The organism is Rhizobium sp. BK538 (assembly GCF_014197575.1).
In the GTDB taxonomy this organism is placed as follows: Bacteria; Pseudomonadota; Alphaproteobacteria; order Rhizobiales; family Rhizobiaceae; genus Rhizobium.
Genome location: NZ_JACIFT010000016.1, coordinates 87,606 through 106,869, shown reverse-complemented (window position 1 = coordinate 106,869; position 19,264 = coordinate 87,606). Strand labels below are relative to the sequence as shown.

Here is a 19,264-nt window from a genome sequence, read left to right as displayed (position 1 = left end):
CACTGGTGTAAGATTGGAAATCGGCGCTTGCCCAAGCGCCGATTTCTTTTCGACCGCAAGTGATGTTCGTACGCTGCCCCATTGCATCCTTTGAAACATCTTGACTTGAATTATCGCAATGGTGTCCAACTTTCCCGGGATGGCTCCGAAAGGGTGGAGGGCGCAACGGAGTCGTGTTCGCACATCGCCCACATAGGTTGCGTTTAAACCGTTTCGCATCGTCGGTTGATTACCGCTTCGATCTTGCTGTCTGGGATCAGGAAACCCCGGCGCTGTTCATGCGGCAGTCATATTTGGCAGTGCAAAAGGCTACGCAAAATCATCATAACTTTGTTTGGATCCAGAACCGAACCCATGAACATTTCCGCAACGTCTCCGAGCCCGTCCCGCGAGTCCGAAACGAAGCAGATCGATCATAACGACTCGATCCGCTCAACCTATCTTTCCATTGAGGATATCAAGGCAATCGGCGCCTCCGTCGCCGTGCGCGGCGTCGACTCGCTGCCCGCTTTTACGCCCTTCGATTTCTTCGCGCGGCATAAGGAAAACGAGAAGGAAATCCTGCGGGTCTACCGCACCACGGCAACGGACGTGGAATCCGGTGAAACCATTACCCCGGCAGCGGAATGGCTGCTCGACAACCATTACATCGTCGAGGAAGCGATCCAGGAAATCCGTCGTGACTTCCCGCGGCGCTTCTATCGAGAACTGCCAACGATCGACGTCAGCGGCGTGCAGATCCCGCGCACCCTGGTGCTCGCATGGCTTTATGTCGCCCACACCCACAGCACGATCTCGCAGGAAAGCCTGACGGCCCTCGTCGATGGCTTCCAGCAGAGCGAAACGTTGAGGATCGGTGAACTCTGGGCACTGCCATCGCTTGTTCGCTATGTGCTCGTGGAAAATCTGCGTCGCATTTCGATCCGCGTCGAGCGCAGCCGCCGGTTGCGTCGGCGTGCCAACGAGGCTGCAGATGAGCTTGTGCGGCTGACGGACCCGACAAAGGCAGCCGAGTATCTTAAGTCGCTCGAGTCTCTTGCCGAAGACAATACCTTCGCAACGCAATTCCTCTACCGCATGCGTGACGGCTCGCAGGCCTCCAGCGTGGCGATCGCCTGGCTCGACGAGCGCCTCGAGGCCCTCGGACGCGATACCGAAGAAACGACAATGGCGGAGCACAGCCGCCTGTCCTCCGGCAACGTCACGATGGGCAACATCATCCGGAGCTTGCGCGAGATCGACGACACCGAATGGTCCGTTTGGGTCGAACAGGTCAGCCATGTCGACAAGCTGCTGTGGGATCATTCCGACTACGGTGATCTCGATTCGGGTTCGCGCAACAAGTACCGCAAGCAGATCGAAAAACTCGCCAAGCGCTCGCCGCTTTCGGAAATGGAGATCGCCCAACTGGCGCTGGATATGACCGAAGAGGCGAAGGCCTCCGGCGAGCCACAACCGCATGAACCGAATGTCGGTGGCTTTCTGACCGGTGCCCAAAGGCCCAAACTCGAAGCGCGTGCGAACTATAGCCCGACCGCAACGCAGCACTTCGTCCGAACCGTTCGCCGTTTCAACTGGCTCTCGATCGCCACACCGGTAATCCTGCTCACCATCATCGCCATGGCGATCGTCGGCAAGTTCATGGCCAATGCCGGCATGGGACCACTTGAGATCGCGATCCTGCTGATCATGTTCTCGCTCCCGGCTTCGGAAGGCGCAACCGGCCTCTTCAACACGGTACTGTCGTTCTTCGTCACGCCGGCCCGATTGGTCGGCTACGAGTTCAAGGAGGGTATTCCCGAAGAAGCCCGCACGCTACTGGTCGTTCCCTGCCTTATCTCCAACCGTGACAGTGTCGATGAACTCGTCCGCAATCTCGAAGTTCACTACCTCGCCAACCCGCGTGGGGAGATCTACTTCGCGCTGCTCAGCGACTGGCCGGACAGCCAGGCCGAGGAAACGTCCGCCGACCTCGAGGTATTGGACTATGCCCGCCGCGAGGTCGCAAACCTTTCAGCACGGTATGCCTTCGATGGCAAGACGCGCTTCTACCTCCTGCATCGCCGTCGACTCTACAATCCATCCGAGGGCGCCTGGATGGGATGGGAGCGCAAGCGCGGCAAACTGCACGAACTGAACCTGCTGCTTCGCGGCGACCGCGATACCACTTACCTTCCGGGTGCAAACATCGTGCCGGCAAACGTTCAGTACGTTATGACGCTCGATGCCGACACACGCCTGATGCGCGATGCCGTCACTAAGCTCGCTGGCAAGCTCTACCACCCAATCAACCGTCCGGTCATCAATCCTGCCAGCGGTCGGGTCGAAAGCGGCTATGGCGTGCTGCAACCGCGCGTCACGCCGTCACTGACGACGGGCAAGGATGCATCGGTCTTCCAGCGTGTCTTCTCGATCAATCGCGGCCTCGACCCTTACGTATTTACCGTCTCCGACGTCTATCAGGATTTGGCGGGTGAGGGCACCTTCACCGGCAAGGGCCTCTATCACGTCGACGCCTTCGAAGCATCGCTCAAAGGGCGCATCGACGAAAACTCAGTGCTCAGCCACGACCTGCTAGAGGGTTCGATGGCCCGCTGCGCGCTCGTCACCGATCTGGAGCTCGTCGAGGATTTCCCGACCCGCTACGAGGTCGAAACCTCGCGCCAGCATCGCTGGGCGCGTGGTGACTGGCAGCTGCTGCCGTACATGTTCAATCCGAGGCACGGCGTCACCGGGCTCGGGCGCTGGAAGATGTTCGACAACCTCCGCCGATCGCTGACGCCAATCGCATGGTTCTTCGCCTCAGTGCTTGGCTGGTATTTCATGGCCCCGCTCGGCGCGCTCGTGTGGCAGATCCTATTGATTTTCTGCCTGTTCGTCGCCCCGACACTCTCCCTCATCAACGGTATCATCCCGCGCACCAGCGATATCGTCGCCCGCGCCCATCTCTACACCGTCTGGTCCGATATCCGTGCTGCCAACGCACAGGTCGCTCTCCGGATTATCTTCATTGCCGATTCCGCTTGCATGATGGCCGATGCCATCGGTCGCTCGCTCTACCGTCTGTTTGTCAGCCACAAGCTGATGCTGCAATGGCGAACGGCTGCCAGTGTCCAGGCCGGCAAGCAGGGAACCATCGTCTCTTACTACAAGGCGATGTGGCACGCCCCGGTGCTGGCCCTGCTCGCCCTAGCCTTTGCAGCGCTTTCCGGTGACAAGGCATATCTGGTCGGCGTTCCGTTCGCGTTTCTCTGGATCCTTTCGCCGATGGTCGCCTATTACGTCAGCCAGTCGGCCGAGACGGAAGACCGGCTTGAGGTTGCCGATTCTGTTTCTAGCGAACTTCGCAAGATCGCCCGCCGCACGTGGCGCTATTTCGAGACGTTCACAACTGCCGAGCAAAACTATCTGCCTCCGGACAACGTCCAGGAGACGCCTCATGTAATCGTGGCGACACGCACGTCCCCAACCAATATTGGCGTCTACCTCCTATCCGTCGTTTCCGGCCGGCATTTCGGATGGTTCTCCTTCGAGGAGACCATTGATCGGCTCGAACAGACGATCGCGACAATCGACAAGATGGAGAAATTCCGCGGGCACCTCTTCAACTGGTACCACACTGATACTCTCGATACGCTTGGGCCGCGCTATGTTTCCGCAGTCGATAGCGGCAACCTCGCCGGCCACCTCATCGCGATCTCGTCGGCCTGCCGCAACTGGGCGGAAGCGCCCTCCGCTCATATGCAGGGCAACCTCGATGGCGTCGGCGATACCGCAGGCATCCTCGCGGAGGTGCTGTCCGAGTTGCCGGACGATCGCAAGACGGTTCGCCCGCTGCGCCGTCGCTTGGAAGAGCGTATCATCGGATTCCAGAACGCATTGGCCGCGGTCAAGCGCGAGCACGAGTTCGCATCGATCCGCATCATCAACCTCGCCGTTCTGGCGCGCGACATTCAAAAGCTCGCTGCCAACCTCGATCATGAGGTGAAGTCCGCATTGAGCGTCGAAGTCACGCGCTGGGCGGAATCGCTCGTCAAGGTCTGCGAAGCCCACATCTCCGACAGCACCTTCGATCTGTCCAACATCGACGCACTGCGTCCGCGCCTGATTGCCTTACGCGACAAGGCCCGCGACCTCGCCTTCTCGATGGACTTCGGCTTCCTGTTCCGGCCCGAAAGACGTCTGCTCTCGATCGGCTACCGCGTCGAAAGTGGCGAACTCGATCAGGCCTGCTACGACCTGCTGGCGTCGGAATGCCGACTAACGAGCCTGTTCGGCATCGCCAAGGGCGATCTGCCGACGGAACATTGGTATCGTCTCGGCCGCCAGGTCGTCCCAGTTGGCTCGCGTGGTGCGCTTGTCTCCTGGTCCGGCTCGATGTTCGAGTACCTGATGCCGCCGCTCGTCATGCAGGAGCGCGGCGGAGGCATCCTCAACCAGACCAACAATCTGGTTGTGGTCGAGCAGATGAACCATGCACGCAAGCTGGGGATCCCGTGGGGTATTTCGGAAGCGGCGTTCAATGCGCGCGACCATAACCTGAACTACCAATACACGAACTTCGGTGTACCCTCGCTCGGCCTGAAGCGGGGCCTTGGCCACAACGCGGTCATTGCGCCCTATGCGTCGATCCTTGCCAGCCAGTACAATCCTGACGCAGCGCTTGAAAACCTCCAGCGCCTGCGCAAACTCGGCGCACTCGGCAAGTTCGGCTACCACGACGCCGTCGACTTTACGCCGACCCGCGTGCCAGAAGGCAAGACTTGCGCGGTTGTATATAACTACTATGCTCACCACCACGGCATGTCGATCGCCGCAGTCGCGAACGTCGCCTTCAATGGTCACCTGCGCGAACTCTTCCACTCGGATCCAGTGATCGAAGCTGCCGAGCTCCTTCTCCAAGAGAAGGCACCGCGGGATATTCCGGTCATGAGCGGCAAGCACGAATCCGATACCCCAGCCAGCATCCAGGACGATCTGTTGCGCCCTGAACTGCGCAAAATCTATGATCCGGCCTCGCGTGATCGCGAGCTGGTCTTCCTCTCGAACGGCCACTATTCGCTGATGCTGACCGCAACGGGCGCCGGCTATTCGCGATGGAACGGCCAATCGGTTGCACGTTGGAAAGCCGATCCGACTGAGGACCGCTGGGGCACCTTCATCTTCCTTCGCGACACGGCGACCAACGAATGGTGGTCGGCAACTACGGAGCCAAAGAGTGTCGAAGGCGAACAGGTAAAGGTTCTCTTCGCTGACGAAAAGGCGGAGTTCACTAAGACGGTAGGCGACCTCACGAGCGAAGTCGAATGCGTTGTCGCCACTGAGCATGATGCCGAAGCACGGCGCCTGACGCTCGTTAATTCGGGGACAGAGGATCGATTTATCGAAGTAACCTCCTATCTCGAGCCCGTTCTCGCGCCAGACGACGTCGACAACGCCCATCCGGCATTTGCCCGCATGTTCGTCAAGACGGAGGTCGGCAAGCGCGGCGACGTCATCCGCGTCGAGCGCAACAAGCGAGATCCGAACGAGCCGAACATGGCCGTCGCTCACCTTATCGTCGACACCTCCGGCTCTACGCGCGACACCGAGTTCGAAACGGATCGCCGCAAGTTCCTAGGCCGTGGGCGTAGCCTCGCGAACGCCGCCGCTTTTGATGCGGGAGCGACCCTTTCCGGTACCGACGGCTTCACGCTCGATCCGGTACTCTCGCTTCGCCGCACCCTCCGCGTACCGCCGGGCAAGAAAGTCAGCGTCATCTTCTGGACCATCGCTGCCCCTAGCCGCAACGAGGTGGATCAGGCCGTTGACCGGTATCGCCATGCAGACGCTTTCAACCACGAACTCGTCCAGGCCTGGACGCGCACGCAGATCCAGATGCGCCATGTCGGCGTGACGTCACAGCAGGCGGCAGCCTTCCAGCATCTTGGCCGTCATCTGGTTTATCCGGATATGTATTTGCGCGCCGATGCGGCCGCAGTTGCCGCCGGCATGCAGTCGCAGTCATCACTTTGGCCACTGGCGATCTCCGGCGATTTCCCGATTTTCACCTTGCGTGTCAACGACGACATGGATCTCGATATCGTCAGGGAAGCGTTGCTTGCGCAGGAATACCTCCGCTCGCGTGGCGTCACCGCCGATCTGGTCATCATGAACGAGCGCGCCTCATCCTATGCGCAGGACATGCAGCACGCCGTCGATCAGATGGCCGAGAACGTTCGCCGCATGGGTCAGGCCGATGGCTTGCGCCAACACATTTTCACGGTCCGCAAGGATCTGATGGAAGAATCAACATACCATGCGCTGATCTCCGCCTCGCGCGTCACGCTCCATGCCAAGAACGGCAAGATTATCGATCAGATCAATCGTGCCGTCGCGCTCTTTTCCCCGAGCAAGGAAGAGCAGCAAGAGCTGGAGCGCGCCGATCGGCTGAAGACGCCCGTCAAGCGGATCGCCCCGGCACCAGCCTCACGGCCCTCCAGGGTGGTGATCGAGGAAGAGGGGGACCTCAATTACTGGAACGGCATCGGCGGCTTTGCCGGCGACGGTCGCGAATATGTCGTGCGCCTTCCCGGAGGTCACGCAACGCCGCATCCGTGGATCAATGTAATCTCGAACGAAAAATTCGGCTTCCATGTGTCTGCCGAAGGAGCTGGTTTCACGTGGAGCGCAAACTCCCGTGATTATCAGCTGACGTCGTGGTCGAATGACGCAGTCATCAACCGCCCCGGCGAAGCGATCTACGTCGTCGATCGGGATAGCGGCGCGGTATTGACCCCGTTCGCAAACCTCTCGGAGCGGCCGGATATTCGCTTCGAAGCGCGACATGGCCTGGGCTATTCGGTATTCTCCAGCGTGCAGAACGAAATCGCGCTTGAGGTCACGCAGACCGTCGATCGCGAAAAACCGGTCAAGCTGCAACGAATCCGGCTACGCAATGCCGGCTCCAAGCCAAGGAAGCTGCGGATTTACGGCTACGTCGAGTGGGTTCTGGGCAACAATACGCAGAAGTCTGCACCGTTCATCCTCTCCGAGCACGACGAGGAGACCGGCGCACTATTCGCAAGCAACAACTACAGCATCGATTATTCCGGTCGTGTCGCTTTCTTTGTGGCCGGCGAGAAGCCATCTAGCTTTACTGCCAGCCGCCGCGAATTTATCGGCAAGAAGGGAACGATTCAGGCGCCACACGCCCTGAATTCGGGAGCCAGCCTTTCCGGCACGACAGAACTCGACGGCGATCCGGCAGCGGTTCTGGCGATCGATATCGAGATCGGACCGGACGAGGAGCGGGATATCTGCTTCTTCCTCGGCGACACCAAGACGAAGGCCGAGGCGCGGGCGTTGATCAACGATATTCGCAAGGTTGCCTTCGAGGACGTTGTCCACGCAAACCGTGCTTTTTGGCAGGGCTTCACCGGAAAACTGCAGGTTTCCACGCCCGATCAGAGCATGAACAATCTGATCAATACCTGGCTGCCGTACCAGAGCCTGGGCTGCCGCATCATGGCGCGTACGGCCTTCTACCAGGCAAGCGGTGCCTTCGGCTTCCGCGATCAGTTGCAGGATACGTTGGCGTTCGTCATCCATGAGCCGTCGATTGCCCGCAAGCAGATCCTGAACGCCGCCTCGCGCCAGTTCCGCGAGGGTGATGTTCAGCACTGGTGGCTGCCTGGCACCGGCGCTGGTGTCCGGACGATGATTTCGGACGACGTGGTTTGGCTCGCTTACGCGATCCATCACTATTGTAGCGTTACGAGGGACAAGAGCGTCCTCGACGAACAACTCGCCTTCTTGGAAGGGCCGGCACTCCTTGAGGGACAGCACGATTCCTTCTATTTGCCGGAAATCTCCGAAGACAAGGCGAGCGTCTACGAACACGCGGCCATCGCGCTGGATCTCGCGATCGCCCGCACAGGCAAGAACGGTCTGCCGCTCTTCCTCGGAGGTGATTGGAACGACGGCATGAACCGTGTCGGCATTGGCGGACAAGGAACGAGCGTCTGGCTTGGCTGGTTCCTGGCGGGTGCGCTACGTTCGTTCTCGGCATATGCGGAGGAACGTGGCGACAAGGCACGGGTTGAGCGGTGGACTCAGCATTTGACCACGCTCAAGGCCGCACTTGAAACCGTCGCCTGGGATGGCGCCTACTACCGGCGCGGCACATTCGACGATGGCAGCTTGCTTGGTTCCAAGGAAAGCCTCGAATGCCAGATCGATTCGATCGCCCAGTCTTGGAGCGTGCTGTCCGGAGAGGGCGATCCGGCGCATTCGGCAAAGGCTATGAACTCCGTGCTGGATAAGCTGGTCGATCCAGAGGCACGGATCATCCGGCTCTTCACGCCGCCCTTTGCAAACTCGGCTAAGGATCCTGGCTATATTAAGGCTTACCCGCCAGGTGTTCGAGAAAATGGTGGCCAATACACTCATGCCGCGACTTGGGTTGTCTTGGCATTGGCTGAACTTGGCCGCGGCGATGATGCCCTGCGTTGCTTCGAGCTGCTCAATCCGATCAGTCATGCCCGCGACCCGGTTTCGGCGGAACGCTATCGCGTCGAACCTTATATCATTGCAGCTGACGTCTACGGTGAGGGCGCGCTCAGCGGTCGCGGCGGGTGGACCTGGTACACAGGCTCCGCGGGCTGGCTCTATCGCGCGGTGATCGAGGGCATCCTCGGCATCAAGGTGAGGGATGGCCGCTTGTACGTGCGTCCAGCACTGGCGAGCACATGGGACGGCTTCTCCGCCGAGATTGAGCACGCAGGTGCTAAATACCTCATTTCGGTCTCAAAATCGTCCCATCCGAGAGGCTACGATGTGACCATCAACGGACGCGAAGTCACCGATCCCGACGAGGGATATCCGGTCGGATAACAGCATTTTCCTCGCTAATCATCCGGCGATTCGTTGCGGCCAAAAGGGAAACCTTTTGGCCGCAACTGCGTTTGCAAATCGGAAAAGCAGGAGAGGTCCATGGCAATAGCGCTCGAGGGAACGATCGGCGCCAAGCAAAGTTCTGTGACGGTAGCGGCGCCGAAACGCGATACGAGATTAGACGTTCTACGCGGACTCGCGCTCATCACGATTTTCATCAATCACGTACCCGGTCAGATTTTCGAGAATCTTACAACCAAGAATTTCGGCTTTTCAGATGCGGCCGAAGCCTTCGTTCTGATTTCGGGCATCGCGGTTGGCTTGGCCTATGGTACGCGCTTTGAGCCCGGCGCGTGGCTGCAGACGGTAGTGAAGGCCATGAAGCGGGCGTTTACCCTTTATCTGGCTCACATGATAACGACGTTCATGACGCTCGCCCTGTTCCTGGCCGGCGCGTGGATCTTCCACCGACCCGGCCTGCTGTGTGAAATCAACATCCTCGCCGTCCTCACCAATCTGAAGGCCGGCATTCCCTCGCTAGTACTGCTTGGACATCAGATCGGCTACAACAACATTCTGCCGATGTACGGCGCGTTGATGTTGATGGTGCCGATCATCCTTCTGCTCAACGCGGCAAGCCCTCTTCTTGCACTCGCCGTTTCCGGCACTGTTTGGCTATTTGCGGGCGTTTACGAGATAGCGCCACATAACATGCTGATCGAGGGTTATTGGTTCCTCAACCCACTGTCCTGGCAATTCCTCTTCACGATCGGCATCGTTGGCATGATGCATGTGCGCCGCGGCGGCCAACTGCCGCAGCACCCGATCCTCTTTGCTTTCGCGGCCGCCTATGTCGCGTTGTCCTTTGCCTGGGTCGTGGGCCAGCTCTGGAGCTTCGGAATTGCGCTGGCATCGCTCGGGCTGCCGCCCGTGCTGACAGGCTTCGACAAGACATTCCTGTCGCTGCCGAGGCTACTGCACGTTCTGGCGCTGACGTATCTCGTCATCAATATTCCAGCAATCTCACGCCTGCTTCGCCGGTCCACGAACAATCCGCTGACCATCCTTGGACGCCACTCGCTGAACATCTTTGTCGCCGGCACTGTTCTGGCGATGGTTGGTCAGGTGGTGCTCTACATCAACAACCACGACCGGATCGTCGGCCCAGTCTTCGTGGTCATCGGCATCGCCATTCAGTTCGCCTACGCCTACCATCTTGAGCGAAAGCGCAAGCTGGAGACCGGCGACCGCGACAGGCTGCCCAGCCGAACGATGGTGCCGGTTCCTGCGCGCGTCGATCGTTCGCAAGATCGACGCTAGACGCCAGTACCATGCGACTGTTGAGAGATCGCTGCCTTCCGCGCCGTCGCATATCATGATCGCAAAAACCTTGACTCCTGTGGAAAACCTTTTAAGAGCAACGGCGGAAAAGGAATATCCATGGTTCGTGATGAACACGCCATTGCTGCATGCAATGACCGGGCACAAGGTGCCGGGATGGGTATTGCCGTTCCGGTTTCTTCCAAAACCAAGGCCAAAACGACGACGAAAACCGTCTGACGTCTCTGGCCTGCCGCTCTCTCCCCGGCCCGGCTGGGGACAGGAAGTCGCGATGTCTTCGCGCTTCCCCCTCACCGGACAAGAGGAGAGAAGAGAAAGAGAGCTTGAGAAATGGGTTTTAAAGTTGCAGTTGCGGGAGCGACCGGAAATGTTGGCCGGGAAATGCTCAATATCCTCTCCGAACGCGGTTTCCCCGCCGATGAAGTCGTAGCGCTTGCGTCTGCGCGCTCGCAGGGCACTGAGGTATCTTACGGCGACAAGACGCTGAAGGTCGCAAACCTCGAGAACTACGATTTCTCGGACACCGACATCTGCCTGATGTCGGCCGGCGGCGAGGTCTCCAAGAAGTGGTCGCCCAAGATCGGTGCGCAGGGATGTGTCGTCATCGATAACTCGTCGGCATGGCGCTACGACGCAGACGTGCCGCTGATCGTTCCTGAGGTGAATCCCGACGCCGTTACCCAATTCAGCAAGCGCAACATCATCGCCAACCCGAACTGCTCGACTGCCCAGCTCGTCGTGGCGCTCAAGCCGCTTCACGACTTCGCCAAGATCAAGCGCGTCGTCGTTTCGACCTATCAGTCCGTTTCCGGCGCCGGCAAGGATGGTATGGACGAGCTGTTCAACCAGACGCGAGCCGTGTTCGTCGCAGATCCGATCGAGAACAAGAAGTTCACGAAGCGTATCGCCTTCAACGTCATCCCGCATATCGATGTCTTCATGGAAGACGGCTACACGAAGGAAGAGTGGAAGGTTCTCGCCGAGACCAAGAAGATGCTCGACCCGAAGATCAAGGTGACCTGCACGGCAGTTCGCGTTCCTGTCTTCATCGGCCACTCTGAATCGGTCAACATCGAGTTCGAAAGCGAGATCACGGCTGATCAGGCACGCGACATCCTGCGCGAAGCTCCCGGCTGCCTCGTCATCGACAAGCACGAGAACGGCGGATACATCACGCCCTACGAGTCTGCCGGTGAAGATGCGACCTATATCTCCCGCATCCGCGAAGACGCGACGGTCGAGAACGGCCTGAACATGTGGGTGGTCTCCGACAACCTCCGCAAGGGTGCCGCTCTCAACGCGATTCAGATCGCTGAGCTGCTTATCAATCGCGGACTTGTGAAGCCGCGCAAGCAGGCAGCCTGAACCAATCGTTAACTATGGTTTGTTAAGCCCGGCTTATTAAGGTAAGGGCTTTTTTGGCGCGGGTTTGCTGTTCTCGGCTTCCCGCGCTTGCCAAATCAAAGACGGTGACAATATTGCCGAAAGCGGGCTGCGGGCCCGGTTTGAAGGCTAGTCAGATCGGGATCGGGGTATCTCCATGCGCATGACAAGATTTCTGTTGGCAGCTTCGGCGGCCTGCATTCTCCACGCAGTTCCTGCAGCAGCCAAGGCAGCCCAGTGTGGCAACAACGGCGCCGGTTTCGAGGCCTGGATTGGCGAGTTCAAGCAAGAGGCAGCTGCAAGCGGTGTCAGCCCCTCCGTTCTTGATCGCGCCTTCGCAAACGTCTCCTACAACAGACCGACTATTGCCGCTGACCGTGGCCAGAAGAGTTTCAAGCTTTCCTTCGATGCTTTCATGCAGAAGCGTGGCGGTGCAGCGATCATTTCGCGCGGCAAGGGCATGAAGCGCGCCAATGCCGCTCTCTTTGCGTCGATCGAACGCCGCTACGGCGTGCCGGCGGGTCCGCTAATCGCGATTTGGGGCATGGAGACCGGATTCGGCAGCTATATGGGCAACCAGCATACGCTGTCGGCAGTGTCGACCCTCGCCTACGATTGCCGACGTTCCGACTACTTCACCGATCAGCTCTATGCAGCACTGCAGCTTGTCTCGGAGGGTTACCTCAACCCGCAGGCGCGCGGTGCGGCCCATGGCGAGATCGGACAGACGCAGTTCCTGCCGCGCAATGTCGTGCGCTTCGGCGCCGATGGTGATGGCGACGGCCGCGTCGATATGGTCGGCTCGCGCGCTGATGCGCTTGCCTCTACTGCTAATTTCCTGAAAGGCCATGGCTGGCAGGCTGGTGCCGGCTATCAGCCCGGCGAGCCCAACTTCGCAGCGATCGCCGGCTGGAACGCGGCGACGGTCTATCAGCAGGCCATCGCTTATATCGGCCAGCAGATCGACGGAAACTGAGAATAATTCAGCGCAAACCGCGAGCGCCGAACTGAGGTTCGGCGCTTTTTTGTTTGAGCCTAGACGTCGGGGCGAATGAAGTCGCGGGTTTCGGCGTCCATGACCCACAGTTCTCCCGTCGAAATATCGAACCAGGCACCGTGAAGTGCGATCTTGCCGGCGTCTTCCAGGGCCTTGATGTCTGGAAACGTCCTGAGATTCTCAATCGAATTGCGGATCGAGACACGCTCGAGGGCGGTTTGGCGCTCGGCAGGAGTCATCACGTCATTGGCGCCGATCTGCTCCGCCGCAGGCCTGACGAGCGACATCCAGCGTCCGATAAAGTCGCCGGGCGAAAGGGGCTCGGCACTCGGATCGAGCGCCGCCCTGATGCCACCACAGCGCCCATGACCCATGACAACGATGTCCGTAACCTTCAGAACCTGAACCGCGAATTCCAGCGCGGCTGACGTGGCATGAAAATGACCATCCGGCTCGTAGGGCGGCACCATGTTGGCGACATTGCGGATGACGAAAAGTTCGCCGGGACCTGCATCAAAGATCAGCTCGGGAGCAGCACGCGAGTCCGAACAGGCGACCACCAGTGTGCTTGGGTTCTGGCCGTGCTCGGCAAGCGTCTTGTAGCGATCACGGGCGTCCGCATAACGCCCGTTCATAAAGTTGCGGTAACCGTCGAGAAGGGTGTTTGGAAAACGCTGCATGATCTTCGATTACAGCCTGCGCCCACCAAGATCAATATCGCACTGCAAGATAGCAAGCGCGGGCGTGACGTCAGCCCTTGCGCCTTTGTGCCGGGTGCATCAAGCGCCGCATCTGCACCATCGCCATCGGCGTTGCCAGGCTTGACGCGTCGCTTGCCAGCGTCAATTCGTCGCTCCCCCGCTTCACGGCGCGGGCAAGTACCTCGTAGACGCTTGCCGTTGCAAGCTGAAGCGCCTTCTCGTCCTCCATGCCGGAAAGAAGCCGCGACAGAAACAGCGCGGCAAGAAGATCACCGAGGCCATTCGGCGGCTTGTCGATCAGGCGATGTTCCGCCAGCAGCGCATGGCGCCCCGAGAGATAGAGATTTCCTGTGCCTCCTGCCATCATCGGCACGGCTGAGGTCACCAGCATGCGGGACGGACCGAGCGACAGGGCAGCATCCATAATCGACGTATTGTCCTCCAGCGGGGCACCAGCGAGCCAGGCGAGTTCAAATCGATTAGGCGTCGCAAGCGAAGCGAGGGGTATCAGATGATCCCTGATCGCCTCGGCCGTTGCCTGCGGCACGTAAAGGCCACCCAGATCCCCCATAACCGGATCGCAAACGTAAAGCAGCTCCGGTTTCTGCTCGCGCAAAGCCGTCACGAGCCGGGCAACCGAGCGCGCCTGCCCGGCATTGCCAAAATACCCTGAAAGAACAGCCTTCACTTCACCGATCCAGGGTGCGCGAATGAGATCGTCGATCGCCGCGTCAAAATCGGCTTCGGCAAACGTGAGCCGTGTCGACCGGCCATGGCCGGGGTGCCACGGCAGCACGATCGTCGGCAGCGCCCAGACCTGATGACCGAGTGTCTCCAGCGCAAAGACCGCCGCACGATTTCCGACGGACCCACGCACAACATGGCTGGAGATAACAATGACGGTTCCTGCGGCATTATCTGACATGATGCTCTACTCGGCCTTCGATGACCGTTGATCTCCTTTTTGCAGCTCCACTGTCAACAGCTCTTCACGCAGACATGGAAACTTCCGCCGCAAGAAATTCGGGCATTCATACAACGAAGCAAAATCTTTCGAAAATATGCGTTCCGACCGCCAAAAACGCATGAAAGCTGCCTCGCAATGCACTCTTTTAGAGATTCTTTCGTCAAATCTTCTGCTAACTTGCGCCAAATCGAGGAGATGAGGGAGTATCTGCGATGGCTGGTCGAAACAATCCGAAGCGAGAAAAACAGCTCGAGAGCGCGACCAAAATCGCGGCCGCAACCGGGGAGACCTACCTCGATCCCGAATTCTTGTTCGGGCGCGCCAGCGGCGACGACCTGGAACGCTACACGCCGGAGATGTTGGCACTTTCTGCCGTGCATTCTGCAAAAGAATTAGCAGCCTGGGCAGGCAATTCAGCGCGCATCACCATCGATACCATCGCCGACGTGGAGCCAAACGGCGTTGCCGTATCCGTTCTTTCGGTCACCGACCACAATATGCCGTTCTTGTATGAATCGGTGATGGGCGAGGTCACCAGCAGTTATCGCGACCTCTACATGGCCGTGCATCCGATCCTCGTGATGGAGGACGGCAAAGCGCCTGAACTTTACTCGGCCGACCTCCAAAGCGAACCGGCCAATCGCGTCAGCCATATCCAGCTGCACCTTGCGCCCCTGACGACGGCTCAGGCAGCCGATCTGATCAAGCGTGTGAAGACCGTGGTCGAGCAGGTGCGCGTGACGGTTTCCGACTGGAGACCGATGCTCGATAAGCTCGGAACGGTGATCGACGAACTTTCTGCCTACAATGCCAGCCGCAGGAAAGCGGAACGCGATGAAGCGCTCGCCTTCCTGACGTGGCTGCGCGATGCCAACTTTACCTTTCTCGGGATGCGTGAGTACGTCTACTCGGGCAAAGGCGCGAGCGCAAAGGTGGAGCGTGACAAGGGCGCTGGCCTCGGCATCCTTTCAAACCCCGACGTGCTCGTTCTGCGCACCGGTAAGGACGCTGTCACGACGACGCCGGAAATCCTCGCATTCCTCGATGGCCCGGATTTCCTGATCGTCACCAAAGCGAACGTGAAGTCGATCGTCCATCGACGCGCCTATATGGACTATGTCGGCGTCAAGCGCTTTGACGCCAAAGGAAACGTAACCGGCGAATTGCGCATCGTCGGCCTCTTCACCTCAACCGCCTACACATCCCTCGCCAGCGAGATTCCGCTGCTCCGTTCCAAGATCGAGCGGGTGAAGGAATATTTCGGCTTCGACCCGATGAGTCACTCGGGCCGTATGCTGGACAATACGCTGGAATCCTATCCACGTGACGACCTCTTCCAGATCGACACGACCCTTCTGGCGAGCTTTGCAGAACAGATCAACGATCTTGCCGACCGGCCGCGTGTCCGCGCGCTGCCGCGCATCGATCACTTTGATCGCTTCGTTTCGGTGATCGTTTATGTGCCACGCGAGGAATATGACTCGATCGTGCGTGAAAAGATCGGAACCTATCTGAAGACCGTCTATGATGGCCGCGTGTCCGCCTATTATCCGGCTTTCCCGGAAGGCGGCGTTGCGCGCGTTCATTTCATCATCGGTCGTTCCGGCGGCAAAACTCCACGCGTGCCGCAAGCAAAACTCGAGGAGGCAATTCGAGCCATCACGGCGCGTTGGGATGACCGGTTCGAAGCCCTGGCTGGACCCAAGGCTCCTCGCTTGCTCGTAAGCCACGCGTTCCAGGATCTCTTCCCGCCCGAAGAAACCTTCTATGATCTTGAGGACATCACCGCTTGTGCAGCCGGAGAGCCGATCCGCATAGCGTTCTACACGCGGGAGAAAGACGGCGTTGAGCTGCTTTGCCTGAAGATTTTCCATTCCGGCGGCCAACTCGCCCTGTCCCGCCGCGTACCCTTGCTTGAGAACCTCGGCTTTAACGTCATAAGCGAGGGAACATTCGATATCGATGTAACCCTCCACGGCGGCCCGGAAACGCTGGTGGTGCTGCATGATATGGAACTTGAGCCTCGGGGAGGTATCCAAATCGATCTCCATCGTCATGGAGAGATGTTGGAGGAAGCGTTCCTCGCAGCGTTCAGCGGCGTCATCGACAATGACAACTTCAACCGCCTGATCGTCTCGGCGGGATTGACTGCGCGCGAAACCAGCGTCCTTCGTGCCTATGCCCGCTATCTGCGCCAGGCCGGCATTCCGTATTCGCTGGACTACATCGCTACCACTCTGGACAAGTATCCGGTAATCGCAGCGATGATCTTTCGGCTCTTTTACGACGCGCTCGATCCGAAAATTTCCGAGAAGACGCGGATCAAGAAGGCGGCCGAGCATCACCAAAGGATCGAGGCGGCTCTCTCCGATGTGCCGAGTCTCGACGACGATCGAATCCTGCGCCGCTACGTCAACGTCGTGGACGCGACACTGCGGACCAACTACTTCCAGCGCGATCAGGATGGCTCGCCGAAAGCGATGCTGGCCTTCAAGCTCGATCCGCATCTGGTCGACGGCTTGCCCGAACCCCGACCATTTCGCGAGATGTTCGTCTATGGCGTCGAAGTCGAAGGCGTACACCTGCGCTTCGGCAAGGTGGCGCGTGGCGGCCTGCGTTGGTCTGACCGCGCTGAAGACTATCGAACCGAAGTGCTGGGGCTTGTGAAAGCACAACAGGTCAAGAACGCCGTCATCGTGCCAGTCGGCGCTAAAGGTGGCTTCTATCCGAAGAAGCTGCCGGTCGGCGGCAGCCGCGACGAAATCTTCAACGTTGGTCGCGAAGCCTACAAGACCTATATCCGCACTCTGCTGTCGATCACCGATAACATCAATGGCGCCGATATCGTGCCGCCAAAGGACACAGTCAGGCTTGACGGCGACGACCCTTATTTCGTCGTGGCCGCCGACAAGGGAACCGCCACCTTCTCGGACACCGCCAACGCGCTCGCGCAGGAAGCGGGCTTCTGGCTGGACGATGCCTTCGCTTCGGGTGGCTCGGCCGGTTACGACCACAAGAAGATGGGCATCACCGCCCGCGGTGCCTGGGAAACGGTGAAGCGCCACTTCCGTGAAATGGATATCGACATCCAGACCACCCCCTTCACCGTTGCCGGTGTCGGCGATATGTCCGGCGATGTGTTCGGCAACGGCATGTTGCTGTCACCAAAAATCCGGCTGGTCGCCGCTTTCGACCATCGCGACATTCTCATCGATCCGGATCCGGATATGGCAAAGACGCTCGCAGAACGGCAGCGGCTTTTCAATCTAGCGCGGTCGAGCTGGCAAGATTTCGACAAGGGTGTCCTTTCGAAGGGCGCGATGATCATTTCGCGATCGGCGAAGTCGGTCACGCTGACGCCGGAAGCAATGGCTGCGATCGGCATCGACAAAGCCGTGGCAACGCCGTTCGAGATCATGACGGCCATTTTGAAAAGCCCGGTCGATCTGCTCTGGTTTGGCGGTATCGGCACCTATGTCAAGGCGCCGTCCGAAACAGACGCGGAGGTTGGCGACCGTGCCAACGATCCCATTCGCGTTGCGGCGGAAGACGTGCGCGCCAAAGTGATCGGCGAGGGCGCAAATCTCGGTGTGACGCAGAAGGGCCGTATTGCCTACGGCTTGAGGGGCGGGCGCTGCAATTCCGACGCGATCGACAATTCGGCTGGCGTCAATACGTCGGACGTCGAAGTCAACATCAAGATCGCGCTTGCCGCCGCCATGCACGATAATCGCCTCACGCGGGCAAAGCGCGACCAGCTCCTGTCATCAATGACGGATGAGGTCGCAAAGCTGGTGCTCAGGAACAACTATTTGCAGTCTCTGGCGATTTCGCTGACGGAGCGCAAGGGCACGGCAAACGGCCTGGAACTTGCCCGGCTCATGACGGTGCTCGAAGGCGCCAAGCAGTTGAACCGGAAGGTTGAGACGCTACCTGACGATACGGTCCTTGCCGAGCGCTATGCTGCGGGCAAGCCGCTGACCCGACCCGAGATTGGCGTTCTGCTTTCCTATGCCAAGATCGTGTTGTTTGATGCCCTGGCCGCCAGCGATTTGCCTGATGATCCCTATTTCACCGCAACGCTTTCGAACTACTTCCCCGCAAAGATGCGCAAGACGAACGCATCCGACATCGACGCCCATCGTCTGAAACGCGAGATCATTGCGACCGTGCTTGCCAACGAGGCCATTAACCGCGGCGGCCCTGGCTTCGCTGTCAGCATGATGGATGCCACAGCGGCATCCGCACCGGAGGTTGTTCGGGCGGCAATCATTGCCCGTGATGGCTTCGATCTCGGACGGCTCTGGACGGAGACGGATGCGCTGGACGGAAAGATCGGCGGCCAGATCCAGAACCGCATCTACGAGGAAATCAGCCACACCTTCACGGTGTTGACGCGCCTCCTTCTGAAGACACAGATGGTCAAGGGCGATATGGCTGCCACCATCGAGGGACTTCAAGCAGCCCTGAAGAAGCTCAAGCCGATTTTCGCCAGCCAGACAGTACCCGAGCTCGAGGCACGCCGCCAAGAATATCGCGAGGCCGGCGCGCCCGATAAGCTGGCCGCCGAGATCTCGGGGCTCCTCGGCTTTGCGCTCGTGCCTGAGATCATGCAGATCGCCGAACGCACGGGCGAACCACTGGCTCGCGCAGCGGAAAGCTATTTCGCCGTCTCACAAACATTCCGGATCGGGCGGTTGCTCGCCGCCGGATCGCGCATCATCTCGGCCGACCACTACGAGAATCTGGCGCTGGCACGCAGCATCGACCAGATCGCCAGTGCGAGACGCGATATCGTCATCTCGGCGCTCGCAAACCATGGAAAGGACAAGCTTCCGGTTCAGGCTTGGCATGCCGGCGATCGCATCAGAATCAACCGGATTGCAGAGGAACTATCCGGGTTGAGTGACAGCGGCGATCCGAATCTTGCCCGGATCACCGTGGCAGCGGGTCTGTTGACCGACCTTGCGCGCGACGGGGCGAGGTGAGACAGTTCCGCTC

Annotated in this window: 8 protein-coding genes; 6 read left to right on the top strand and 2 right to left on the bottom strand. The window is 59.3% G+C overall.

The window, feature by feature from the left end:
• Positions 1–354 precede the first annotated feature (354 nt).
• The 5 genes from FHX09_RS20450 to FHX09_RS20430 all read left to right on the top strand — a co-directional run bounded on the left by FHX09_RS20450 (position 355) and on the right by FHX09_RS20430 (position 12,574).
• Entirely contained in the window at positions 355–8,874 is an 8,520-nt protein-coding gene (locus tag FHX09_RS20450; RefSeq protein WP_184450548.1) for a glucoamylase family protein, read from the top strand.
• Between the two features lie 99 nt (positions 8,875–8,973).
• Positions 8,974–10,194 (top strand): OpgC domain-containing protein, encoded by a 1,221-nt coding sequence (opgC, locus tag FHX09_RS20445; RefSeq protein WP_132592408.1) that lies wholly within the window; start codon positions 8,974–8,976, stop codon positions 10,192–10,194.
• A 27-nt stretch (positions 10,195–10,221) separates the two neighbouring features.
• Positions 10,222–10,434, top strand: a complete 213-nt coding sequence (locus FHX09_RS20440; RefSeq protein WP_037083547.1) for a hypothetical protein — start codon at positions 10,222–10,224, stop codon at positions 10,432–10,434.
• Positions 10,435–10,545: 111 nt separating this feature from the next.
• Positions 10,546–11,580 carry an aspartate-semialdehyde dehydrogenase gene (locus FHX09_RS20435; RefSeq protein WP_007798204.1) on the top strand — a complete coding sequence of 345 codons (1,035 nt, stop codon included), beginning with the start codon at positions 10,546–10,548 and terminating at the stop codon, positions 11,578–11,580.
• Positions 11,581–11,755: 175 nt separating this feature from the next.
• Positions 11,756–12,574: a lytic murein transglycosylase gene (locus FHX09_RS20430; RefSeq protein ID WP_132592406.1), complete on the top strand. Its 819-nt coding sequence runs from the start codon at positions 11,756–11,758 to the stop codon at positions 12,572–12,574.
• Between the two features lie 59 nt (positions 12,575–12,633).
• Here FHX09_RS20430 and FHX09_RS20425 read toward each other — a convergent pair whose 3' ends face one another.
• Both FHX09_RS20425 and pdxY read right to left on the bottom strand, forming a co-directional pair.
• Positions 12,634–13,275: a carbonic anhydrase gene (locus FHX09_RS20425; protein WP_007798199.1), complete on the bottom strand. Its 642-nt coding sequence runs from the start codon at positions 13,273–13,275 to the stop codon at positions 12,634–12,636.
• Between the two features lie 70 nt (positions 13,276–13,345).
• On the bottom strand, positions 13,346–14,221 hold the full coding sequence (pdxY, locus tag FHX09_RS20420) for a pyridoxal kinase PdxY (protein WP_132592404.1): 876 nt from the start codon (positions 14,219–14,221) through the stop codon (positions 13,346–13,348).
• Positions 14,222–14,475: 254 nt separating this feature from the next.
• Between pdxY and FHX09_RS20415 the strand changes: the two genes are divergently transcribed.
• Complete coding sequence (locus FHX09_RS20415) at positions 14,476–19,251, top strand: NAD-glutamate dehydrogenase (protein WP_132592402.1); 4,776 nt, start codon at positions 14,476–14,478, stop codon at positions 19,249–19,251.
• The last annotated feature ends 13 nt before the right edge of the window (positions 19,252–19,264 follow it).

What these genes read in the sequence shown, in the direction of transcription:
- FHX09_RS20450 (WP_184450548.1), top strand. Translation starts at nt 355, where the DNA reads ATGAACATTTCCGCAACGTCTCCGAGCCCGTCCCGCGAGTCCGAAACG.
- opgC (WP_132592408.1), top strand. Translation starts at nt 8,974, where the DNA reads ATGGCAATAGCGCTCGAGGGAACGATCGGCGCCAAGCAAAGTTCTGTG.
- FHX09_RS20435 (WP_007798204.1), top strand. Translation starts at nt 10,546, where the DNA reads ATGGGTTTTAAAGTTGCAGTTGCGGGAGCGACCGGAAATGTTGGCCGG.
- FHX09_RS20430 (WP_132592406.1), top strand. Translation starts at nt 11,756, where the DNA reads ATGCGCATGACAAGATTTCTGTTGGCAGCTTCGGCGGCCTGCATTCTC.
- FHX09_RS20425 (WP_007798199.1), bottom strand. Translation starts at nt 13,275, where the DNA reads ATGCAGCGTTTTCCAAACACCCTTCTCGACGGTTACCGCAACTTTATG.
- pdxY (WP_132592404.1), bottom strand. Translation starts at nt 14,221, where the DNA reads ATGTCAGATAATGCCGCAGGAACCGTCATTGTTATCTCCAGCCATGTT.
- FHX09_RS20415 (WP_132592402.1), top strand. Translation starts at nt 14,476, where the DNA reads ATGGCTGGTCGAAACAATCCGAAGCGAGAAAAACAGCTCGAGAGCGCG.